Below are 10,296 nucleotides of genomic sequence, written 5' to 3'. Positions count from 1 at the left end.
GACTCTTTACCCGCGCAGCTTGAGGTGATTTGAAGCCAACTCCTGCAAGCCGACTTCGAGGGGCCCGCCCTCATCTTCAACAAAGCATTGCTCACGCAACCGCTGCGCTTGCATTCGTAGCACACTAAGGACCTCCCCATTTTGACAAGCGGGTTTTAATGCGTCGCTGACCAAGCTTCGGTGTCGTTCGAGACGTTGGTGGTGCGGACGGCGGTGAGACAGACTGCATGCCCATAAACGGCCTTACTGGGCGCTGTGGTTGCGCCCGGGCTCGGATAGTAACCGCGCAGCGGGACTCCATCCCTGGGACGGCGAATAGATGCGATTTGGCGCCTTACGGTTCATCGAGTTCGCCCGCTGCCGGTCTGACCTGTCGCTATCCTTTACCTGTTGCGTCTTCGAGTGCAAAGTGGATCGTGGTTGATGGCTAACTCAGCTGTCTGTTGCGCAAATCACTGCGCGCGGAGCAATCCATACGTGCGATGGATCGAATTTCTCGCCTTTCGCGAGCACGCCCAGAGAATACGCGCATGCTTGTTGGCGACGGCGACCAGCGTCTTGTAGTAGCCGACGCGCGCCTGTAGCTGGACAATCCAGCGCGAGAGCCGGTCGTCACGTCGGTGTGCCGTCAGGACCGCTGAGCGCGCGCCCTGAAACAGCAGGGTTCGGAGATAGTCGTTGCCTTGCTTGGTGATGCGTCCGAGCCGCTGTTTTACGGTGCCGATCCAGGCAGCCATCTGCCGGCCGTTTTTGAATTGTCGCGCATCAACGATGGTCGAAACAGCGGCGGATGCAGTCAGAGGGCCCACGCCGCACACGTCCATGCACCGCTGTGCCTGAGGATCATGACCGGCGGGTTCGGCAATCTGTTTGTCAAGCCACGCGATTTCCTGATCCAATGCCTGGCATTGTGCCCAGCCACGCATCAGGGCCTGGCGTGTGGGACCAGCGAGTTCGTTGCTGCCGTCTTCGATACGGTCGACGATGTGTTGGTGTAATGTGCGGATGCCTTGCGCCAGAAACACGCCAAACTCGGCAAGCAGTCCGCGCAGGCGATTCACCAGCGCGGTACGTTCCTCGACAAACCCGGCATACTGCGCCGACGTTCAGCTCACACGGACGTAATATCGTTTCGGGTGCTTCTTGATGGCGGCGAGATCGACGCCCTGTAGAAGCCAGCGTAGTTGCTCGATGCTCAATGTCATGATCGCCGCATCGCTGGGCCATGCAAAGCGATCATGACCCTCAAGCCGCTTCAGAAGAAGCCAGAACCCATTGCCAGCCCAGGCAATGATCTTGATACGATCGTGACGCCGGTTGCCGAACACATACAGTGCCTCGTCCAGCGGGTTTAGCGACATCGTCTGCTCGACGAGGATCGACAAACCATTGATGCCCATCCGGAAGTCAACGGGATCGCGGTGAACGTAGACCTTCAGCCCATCGTCGAACCGGAACACGGCAGCCTCCCCAGCATCTGGACGATCGTCGCCAGTTCCTCGAGACTCGCGTTGCCGAGCCCAAATTCGACGCCATTCGGCAACCGCACATGAAACGCGACCACCATCAGTGGCGGCGACTGCGACGGCCCCTGAGGCACAGCCGGCGGTGGCAATGGTGCGGTGACGACTGGGATGAATGGCGGCGCCTCGCTCGGGCGCAATGGTGTCGGAGTATCGATCGGCACACCACCCGTGACTCCTGATGGCGAGATCTGCTGAGCCTGCGCCATTCGCTGCTGACGGTAACGAGTGATCCACTTGGGAAGCTGATTCGGCTTTACATCATGTTCCATTGCTGTGCGCGCGATTGACACGCTGGGCTTCAGGCACATCCTCACCAATTCGTCGCGTGCGCCTTCGTCATACTCGCGACGGCCGTCGCGTTTTGCGCCAATCACCAGGCGGCTCTTGAGATCTTTGTTCCCTGTCATCGGTGTCAGTGTGCAGGTGTCCACGTGGACACCTAGCTTCTGACCTTCTGCCCCTCGATGGAAGGGCGTCTTTTATTGACCGCTTACCGATATTCAACGTAGCCACTACGCGTCGCAGCATTGCGGCTCAGTTCGCGCGAGATAGTCGATGGATGTCGTCCTACACGTCGGGCAATCTCGCGAATGCCATGCCCCTGGACGCGTAAGAGCGCGATTTCCTCCCGTTCCTGAAGAGCGAGAAACCGGGCTGAAAGCGGAGCAAGGCTGATATTGGGCATACCGCCACTTTGCCTGAACCAGCGAGCTCCGACCGCAGAAGACACACCGGCTATGACTGCCGCTTCCTCGCTTGACAGACCCTGTGCAATTGCTTTCCAGAACCTTTGCAGGTTCTGCTTCTGATTGACGCCAGGGCGCGCCCGATAGAGCCTACCATTATCTCCTCCTCTGCTGATTCAGCATTCGGCCGTCGAGCTGCCTCACAGAAGTTGCTCCATCAGGAAGCTCGGATTGACCTTATGAAGGGGCTCACCGACCTTCTCACGGCATCGCACGTCGGCGGCAGGGCGAGTTCTGCACTTCTAGCATTAAAGGGATCTGGCGCGACACACTACCGCGGAAAAAAGGGAATAAATGCTGTGGCGGAGAAGCTGATCGATGCTGGGGTAAAGCTGGCACCATGCGATTGGGGGTATTGTGTGTATTCACAAAGCTTGTCTCCATGTCGTGGCGATGCAAAGGGGCCGGATGAAACGAGGCGTTCCCCAGACATCTGCTCGACCTGCTCCAACTTTGCCGTGACCGAGCATCACCGCGCCTCGTGGGAGCGCCGGCTCTCTGGGGACGACGAGTTTTTGAGACGGACAGATCTTCCAGAACAAACCGTTCAGTGGGTTTCCCGTCGTCGAGAAAACACCGTTCGATTGCTCCGCGGTCTCAACGAAGGCGGTCGTGGAGATGGCGTTACTGGCTCGAAGGATGTTGAAGATGAAGAAGGAAGGTCTGAGTGTCGAAGACAAGGTTCGCGCCGTCGTGAGGGCGAAACGAGATGAGAACCCATGCGAAAGGCTCTCGATTAGCGAAGTATGCCGCTTGGCGCGTGTGAGCCGGGCCGGGTTGTATGCCCACCACAGGCGCCTTGTCGACGAGCTTCTTGCGTCCGAAAAGGCATCGCACGCCACTCCGTGCACGCCTTCTGACGCACGCGCGCGATTCGCGACAAAAGCACGAGCAGACAGGTTGACAAAGGCCTTGATGTACCTGTGCCTTGAATTGCAACTGGAATTGAGGACACTTCGTGCGCGCGTATCTGCGCACGAAACAAGAAAACACGACGTTTAACTCGCTGAGCTACGCGCAGTGCGAACATTTAGTTGCCGCGAGAAACATCGTGGCCGCCGAAGACAGGCGTTGCCAGCCAACTTCCACTTTTATGCCTCAGCCAGTATGCAGGTTGGGCAATCTGGCGAAGATGTGCTCCAAGCGTGACGTGCGCATTCCCGCCAGACGGGTCTCCTTCATCCGTTCGAACCGCGCCAGGTCATCTTTCGATACAAACTGGGCGGCCGACACCAGCAGGGCGTTAGCCGCATGCAGACTGCTACGCAATTCGCGAATCTGGGTGGTGGCCCTTCCTCGGGCAAGGTCCGCCGCGCCTACTGCTGTCGGCCGCCCCCGAGTCGCCGTTGGTCCAACGGGACGAACCGGACGTCCAGCAGATAGCTAGAACACGTACCGCGCCCCGCCATTGATGAGCCAACCCCGGAACCCGCCGCTACCGATCTGCTGCTGGTACGACACGCGCCCATAGAGCGAGAGCCTCTGCGTATACGTGCCGTTGATGCCGAGCGAGTATTGCAACGCATCGCCCATCTGGTCGCCTGCCCGCCGGTCGTGCTGTCGCTGACGCTCTCCACATCCGGGGCGAGCGGCACAGTGGCCTCCGCCTCCTCGGGTCCGGCCGCGGCGTCGGCGGAGGGCTGCACGCCCGGCGTAACGCGTGTGCGGGCGAGGGCACTGTAGGCATCGGTGGCGGCGACGCGTAGCCAGAGCGCGTCACCATGCACGGTCGTATCGGTCAGCGAGAGGTGCGAGAGCCCGCTGGCGATCGTGACGGTCGGCACCGCGGCACTCGTCACGCTGCCGCCGGTGAAGCTCACACGGGCACCGCCACCTGTGTTGTCGCCCATGTACAGTGCCGCGCTGCTGGCTCCAGTGGCGCGGGCCGTGACATTCGACGCCGTCAACGTCGCGCCATTTTCAACGTCGATGCCTTCCGATCCCGTGCCGCTGGTGCCTATTGTCGTGCCGTTCAACGTCGCCGAGGTGTTGCTGCCTACCGCGACAACGCCGATCGCACTATCGCCGGTGGTATTGAAGCTGCCGCGCGTAACGTCAAGGACCGAGCCATTGCCCGCATAAGCGCCGTAGCCGTAGAGGCCGGCCGGGTAATGCTGCCTCCCGTCATATCGACCCTGGCGCCGCCGGCGAGGGCCAGCACGCCATAGCCCGTATTGCCGTGCGTCTCGACTGCGACATCGGTGGCAACAATGGCCGAGTTCGGCGCGGATGACCCGGACGCGCGCAGACCGACGCCACTATACGAATTGGTCAGGACAGAACCGCCATTCATCGTGATCTGTCCGCCGCTCTGGGCGTTGACGCCATACGCACTCAGGGTTGTACTGCTGCTTTCCGTGCGCACCGGGACGTTGATCAGCGTGATGATGCCCCCGAACGAAATCACGCCATTGCCGACGTCGCCTCTGGTCGTGATCGAACTGTTTGACAGCGTGGCGGACAACGTATCGGAAACCCCCAGTCCGTAGGCTCCGATGCCACCGGACGCGGCGCCATTCGTCGTGATGTTCGTGTTGCTCAGGTTGACCGAGCCGTTCTGATGCAACTCGATCCCATATTCGCCGGGGCCGTTGGTCGTGATCTCCAGCCCCGAGCCCTGCGCGGACGACTCTTGCTGTACCTGCAGCGCGTGGCCCAACGCCGTGTTGCCGATCAGCTGGATCGGACCGGCAGCGGGGCCGGCAGTGGAATCGAACGTGACGTGGGAACCCTCGCGCGCGAGGATGGCCCAGCCGTTATTCGGAACGTTGGGCACGTTAATGCTCGTACCGCCGACGACGGTGACGGTCTGACCATTCAGGATCTGCGAAGTTGTGATGGTGCCCGGGCCGATAGTCGTCTGCGCATGCGCAACCGCCAGGAGCTGCGTTGCAACCGCGATCGCATTCAGCCGAAATGCATGACCTGGTTTGATGCGCCGGAAACCGGTCAGATAGCGGAAGGCCAATACATTAGACGGTCGTTTGCGTTGCTGAATGTTCCCGGATGCTCCCATGACATCTCCATAAATTAAGGGTCGAGCATGTTAGGCACTTTCGGTCAGACACTGATCGGCGTACAAAACGTCAATCCGTGGATACATCGGTGTTCCTCATCCACAGCGTGAGGGATGCAGCTGCGGTCGCAGAAACTGCAATCAGGACGTTTTCAGGCTTCACGGCACCGCCTGTCGCGTAAACGCAGGGCCGATTGAACGCGATGGATGTGATGACGATCAGCCGGCATGGTAGCGAGTCTGGCGAAACAACGGGATTTCCCTCGCTTACGGTGATGGCCGGGGAGGGCGCCGAAGAGCCAGCGATAGACACCAGACAGGGTAGTCGAGCTGACGACAGTCGTCGTACGCTGCTAGCGGTCACGTTGGAGTCTTCACCATGACCCATCGTTGCGTGGGCAACGGCAAGGAATCGCAGTGACGATTGTTCTGCACGACAATATTCGGAAACAGCCGTTGCGAATTCCCTTGGCATACGTCCTCCCTTGCCTGAATGCTAACGATTACGCATACCTATCAAACAGAAGAACGACCACTGAAAGAAAGAACGACTACTGAAATGTGAAGTTCGGTAGTCGCCGAAAAGCGCGAGTTTTATCTAACTTGCGTTATGTGCTCGCACCCCGGCGACCGGAGAAGCGCTTCTTTTCGTTCTTCTTGGTAGGCTTTCATTCATGCCAATTCTACCGCCCTGGAGTAACTCACAGCTGCATCTCGATAGTCAGACGCCACATAGGTTAATTAACCGCATCGGACTGGGCATTTTATGAAATGACCCGCGTTTTCTTGAAAAATTTCACAGGTTGTATAACCTAAAACTCGATTATTTGCCAAGAACTTTTCCGGTGTGTCGTCCGGAGATGGCAGGACGGTACGTCGCATTGATGTCGCACGTGGAATGGCATGTATCGTCCGGCAACGAGGCGAATGATGCGCCTTCAAACGGACGAACAGTACGCTAGCAAGCTGGCATACCCGACGAAATAGCGCGCCGTTTCGTACCGACTCATCTTGCATTATTTGAATCCAATGCGTTGTGTGCAGGATTGCTAATTATGTGCATGCGGCATGCTGATAGAAAAAGCTTTGTAGCTTGGTCACCCGTTTTGCAGGGAGAGGCACTCGTGCGTCCGATGAACGAATCCGAAATGCGAAACGCCCTGCAGCCCGTTTCCATGGCCCCGGATTCTGTTTCGATAAATGGAGTTCCCAGACTGCCGTTTCTCTGGAGTTCACGATGAAGCGTTGTCCCAGACGTGCAAACCATCGTAAATTGCGTCTCGCTGCTGTGGCCGTGGCGCTTGCGTGCGGAGAGATGTCTGTTCCCAGGATTGGGTTCGCACAGAGTGCCCTCAATATTGACGGCAACACCACCGTGACCGCACCCGCCGGGCCGAGTTCGTTCACGAATGTCGTCGCGGGCGCCAGCAGCGGGAATAATGGAGGAGGTGCTCCGGGCGGGACATTCATTGTTCCGACTGGCGCAAACGTTGTACTGTCCGGTATCCAGATTGGGCAGTTCGCTGGAAGCACGGGGCTCATCACCGTAAACGGCGGGTCGATCAACACCACAAACCCCGAATCGCAGTACTACATCGGCTTTGAGGGTTCGGGAACGCTCACGGTGAGCGACGGCGGTAGCGTGCACAGCCTGTTTATAAGCCGCCTAGGGGAGCGCGCTGGCTCCACCGGTGTGCTGACAGTCGAAGGGCACGGCTCGACGTACACGAATGACGGCCAGTTTATCGTCGGGAACGGCGGGACGGGACAAATCAATGTGCTTAATGGCGGCTCAGTTTCAACGGGGACAAGTTTGCAGATCGGAGGCAGCACGACGGCTACCGCGCTGGTCAGCGGACCCGGCAGCACGCTCCGCTCCACGACCAGTCTGAGCGTCGGCATCGGCACGGCTGGCGCGTTGACGGTCACCGATGGTGGCATGGCTAGCAGTGGAACCACGATCTACCTCGCTTTCAATCCCGGTGCGAGCGGAACAGTCACCGCGTCGAACGGCGGGTTGATGAGTTCGCCGAATCTGGTGATCGCCCAGGGTGGCACGGCGGATATGCGCGTCCAGTCGAACGGCACCGTGACGGTCGGCGGGAACGCCATTATCGGTGCCTCCGCAGGAGCGGTGGGCAACGCCACGGTCACCGATCCGGGTTCAGTGCTTAGTGCGGCAACGCTAGCCGTCGGTCAATCTGGCACGGGAAACCTGACAATCGAAAACGGTGCACAGGTTTCTGCGAACGCCGTCTCTGTTGCGCAGAATGCCGGCTCGACCGGGACACTGAACATCGGGGCGCCCACTGGCTCTGCGCCAGTCGCTCCCGGCACGCTCGTTGCGAACACGCTGACGTTCGGCGCCGGCACGGGCAATGTCGTTTTCAACCACACGGATAACAGCGGCAGTTACACGTTTCCCGCCGCCATCGCGGGCACGGGCACGGTCAACGTGCTGAACGGTGAAACGGTGATGACCGGCGCCAGCACCTATGCCGGCCCGACCCTGATCGAGGGCGGAACGCTCGCTGCGGGCGCTACCCAGGTCTTCAGCGCGAATTCGGACTATCACATCGCATCGGCCGGGAAAATGGGCCTGCGCGGCTTCGACCAGCGCGTTGCCAGCGTCGTCAACGCGGGACTCATTCATACCGCTGGCGATCCGGGCACCACGCTCACCACGACGCAGTACGTCGGCAATAACGGCACGATCGCGCTCGACACGTTTCTGGGCGCGGACAACTCGCCGTCGGACAGGCTCGTCATCGATACCGGCACGGCCACGGGAGCGTCGAAGCTCGCGATCAGGAACGCGGGCGGTCCCGGTGCGCTGACGCGGGCCGATGGCATTCCGGTCGTGATCGTCACGAACGGCGGCACGACGAATGGGGACGCCTTTACGCTCGCGGGCGAAGCACGCGGCGGCGCATTTACCTACGACCTGTTCCGAGGTGGCGTCAATGGTAATAATCTTGAAGACTGGTTCCTGCGTTCGCATTTCGTGGTGCCTCCGACTCCAGAGGAGCCCATCCCACCAGTTGTGCCGCCTGTACCCCCAGTGCAGCCCGAAGTCGTGCCTCCCGATCCGCCTGCGGTTGGCCCTTTGCCGCCTGGAACGTATCCAATCATCGGCCCGGAGCTTGCCACTTATGGTGTTATGCAACCGATCGCTCGGCAAATAGGTCTTGAAATGCTCGGTACGCTGCATGAGCGCATCGGCGACACGCTTACACCGCAGGCTGGTGGTGCGGATCGTTCAGGATTGGCATCTTCCGCGTGGGGGCGTGTGTTTGGTTCGCAAATCGATAACCGCTATCAGGCTTTCGCCAATCCACGCGCGAACGGCTCAGTGATCGGCGTCCAGACTGGTCTTGACGTTTGGCGAGGCAGTTTCTGGCCCGGACATCGTGACATCGCTGGTGTGTACTTTGCGTATGGCCACGGTAGTGCGGATGTTGATGGCATCATGACGAACGCAGCCGCAACCGAGTATATATTCGGTCGCACTGGTTCAATGAATCTAAATGCATATTCAGGCGCCGGATACTGGACGCACTATGGACCAAGTGGTTGGTATCTTGACGCCGTATTGCAGGGCACGCACTATGATGGCGACGCCAGTACACAATCGGCCAGCCTATCGGTTCAAGGTTCTGGTTTCGTGACATCCCTAGAGGCAGGCTACCCAATACCGCTTGCGTTAGGTCCGGGCTTCGTGATCGAGCCTCAAGCGCAAATCATCTGGCAGCATGTATCATTCAGCGACACGAATGACAGTCTTGGAAGTGTGTCATTGGGTTCGACGTCTGGGGCTACTGGCCGGCTCGGCGTGCGTGGACAATGGACCATCGAAGGCGGCAATCATGTTGTATGGCAGCCGTATGTGCGTGCCAACTTGTGGCGGGATTGGAACGCTCAGGCGACCACGACGTTTGGTGGTGACCAGGTGCCGTTGATAATACAGGCGACGCGCTTAGAATTTGCCGGTGGCGTTACTGCAAAGATTACTGGGCGCCTGAACCTCTATGCACAGTTCGGTTATCAACTCGCCGTAAGTGGGGACAGCAACGTTCGACGTAATGGTGTTAAGGGTGATTTCGGCGTACGCTACAGTTGGTGAGAAAATATACTCGGCGACCTTCCCTTGTTTATGCAAGGACGGCTTTTTCAGGGGATAACGATGTCGAACAATGAATACAAGTTTTCTTTCCAGGAATTACTAATTGGTGTACTGCGTAGTCAGCATATTCATGAAGGTCATTGGGTACTTAACGTTGAATTCAATGTAACGGGAATATCGATGAACACTACCGAGTCGCTTGGTCAAACAGTTCCCGGCCTGGTCGTCTCCATGACTCGTGCAACGTTAGTCCGTGCGGATCACGGGGCTAAAGGGGCGATCGATGCCGCTGTGGCAAACCCGATCCAACCTGTTTCTGGTGCAACGCCATCTCGTCCAAAAAAATCATCGTCTATAACACTTCAGTAGTGCGCCGGACGGCGCTTTCACGTTGTGGCATGATGAAGAAATTCAAATCGCTCTATCACGGTCACCGTTTCCCAGGCGAGGTTATCAGTTGTGCTGTGCGCTGGTATTTCCGCTTTCAGTTGGGCTTGCGCGAGATCGAGGAACTGCTCTTCGAGCGCGGCGTGACCGTCGAGATTGCTGCGGCAATACAAGCAGCTTCCGGCCCAATCTTCTCTCTGACGCGGCTTCCTCAAATCCAATGACTCGGAACTTGGCGTACGCCAAGTCGATAAGGTTCTGCGGCGCTGTTGACTGTGTTGGCCGATGCCCGACCGACAAGACCGGCCGTCGGATGACCGCAGTACTTCAAGAAGCGACGAAGGGACCGCGATCTGACGACCGACCACAATGGGTCGAGGCTGTGTGAAAACACGTTACTCTTGTCCATCGAGTAACTCGCTAGTCATCGGTGCCGCTGGGCTTGAAACGAAGGGTGATGGTTGTTTCACTCATTGAAAGGAACGCGCATACCTGCTC

The 10,296-nt window shown here is 58.7% G+C and carries 7 protein-coding genes and 2 pseudogenes; 3 read left to right on the top strand and 6 right to left on the bottom strand.

Annotation, left to right across the window (positions count from 1 at the left end):
* Positions 1-452: 452 nt before the first annotated feature.
* The 6 genes and pseudogenes from ACLFKU_RS41065 to ACLFKU_RS41040 all read right to left on the bottom strand — a co-directional run bounded on the left by ACLFKU_RS41065 (position 453) and on the right by ACLFKU_RS41040 (position 5,240).
* Complete coding sequence (locus ACLFKU_RS41065; RefSeq protein WP_410853030.1) at positions 453-1,061, bottom strand: transposase; 609 nt, start codon at positions 1,059-1,061, stop codon at positions 453-455.
* 45 nt (positions 1,062-1,106) lie between these two features.
* Entirely contained in the window at positions 1,107-1,460 is a 354-nt protein-coding gene (gene tnpB / locus ACLFKU_RS41060) for an IS66 family insertion sequence element accessory protein TnpB (protein WP_410853029.1), read from the bottom strand.
* The gene (locus ACLFKU_RS41055; RefSeq protein ID WP_410853028.1) at positions 1,436-1,933 is read right to left on the bottom strand and encodes a transposase; all 498 of its coding nucleotides are present in this window, start codon (positions 1,931-1,933) and stop codon (positions 1,436-1,438) included. Before ACLFKU_RS41055 ends, tnpB begins: the two co-directional genes overlap by 25 nt.
* An 86-nt stretch (positions 1,934-2,019) precedes the next feature.
* Positions 2,020-2,256, bottom strand: a pseudogene (locus tag ACLFKU_RS41050) (helix-turn-helix domain-containing protein); the annotation flags it as partial.
* Between the two features lie 1,399 nt (positions 2,257-3,655).
* On the bottom strand, positions 3,656-3,805 hold the full coding sequence (locus ACLFKU_RS41045) for an autotransporter outer membrane beta-barrel domain-containing protein (protein ID WP_410853027.1): 150 nt from the start codon (positions 3,803-3,805) through the stop codon (positions 3,656-3,658).
* A 463-nt stretch (positions 3,806-4,268) separates the two neighbouring features.
* Positions 4,269-5,240: a hypothetical protein gene (locus ACLFKU_RS41040; RefSeq protein ID WP_410853026.1), complete on the bottom strand. Its 972-nt coding sequence runs from the start codon at positions 5,238-5,240 to the stop codon at positions 4,269-4,271.
* A 1,285-nt stretch (positions 5,241-6,525) separates the two neighbouring features.
* Between ACLFKU_RS41040 and ACLFKU_RS41035 the strand changes: the two genes are divergently transcribed.
* From ACLFKU_RS41035 to ACLFKU_RS41025, 3 genes and pseudogenes are all read left to right on the top strand, one after another.
* The gene (locus tag ACLFKU_RS41035; protein WP_410853025.1) at positions 6,526-9,411 is read left to right on the top strand and encodes an autotransporter outer membrane beta-barrel domain-containing protein; all 2,886 of its coding nucleotides are present in this window, start codon (positions 6,526-6,528) and stop codon (positions 9,409-9,411) included.
* A gap of 60 nt (positions 9,412-9,471) precedes the next feature.
* Positions 9,472-9,780: a hypothetical protein gene (locus ACLFKU_RS41030; RefSeq protein ID WP_410853024.1), complete on the top strand. Its 309-nt coding sequence runs from the start codon at positions 9,472-9,474 to the stop codon at positions 9,778-9,780.
* A 32-nt stretch (positions 9,781-9,812) separates the two neighbouring features.
* A pseudogene (locus ACLFKU_RS41025) lies at positions 9,813-9,950 on the top strand (IS6 family transposase); the annotation flags it as partial.
* Positions 9,951-10,296 lie beyond the last annotated feature (346 nt).

This window comes from Paraburkholderia sp. EG304 (assembly GCF_046543485.1).
Lineage (GTDB): Bacteria > Pseudomonadota > Gammaproteobacteria > Burkholderiales > Burkholderiaceae > Paraburkholderia > Paraburkholderia youngii.
The sequence above is the reverse complement of the archived record's forward strand: the minus strand, read 5'-3'. Positions and strand labels throughout refer to the sequence as shown.

Bases quoted from the DNA above. Each gene is read 5' to 3' on its own strand.
- ACLFKU_RS41055 (WP_410853028.1), bottom strand. From the start codon at position 1,933: ATGACAGGGAACAAAGATCTCAAGAGCCGCCTGGTGATTGGCGCAAAA.
- ACLFKU_RS41030 (WP_410853024.1), top strand. From the start codon at position 9,472: ATGTCGAACAATGAATACAAGTTTTCTTTCCAGGAATTACTAATTGGT.
- ACLFKU_RS41045 (WP_410853027.1), bottom strand. From the start codon at position 3,805: ATGGGCGATGCGTTGCAATACTCGCTCGGCATCAACGGCACGTATACG.
- ACLFKU_RS41035 (WP_410853025.1), top strand. From the start codon at position 6,526: ATGAAGCGTTGTCCCAGACGTGCAAACCATCGTAAATTGCGTCTCGCT.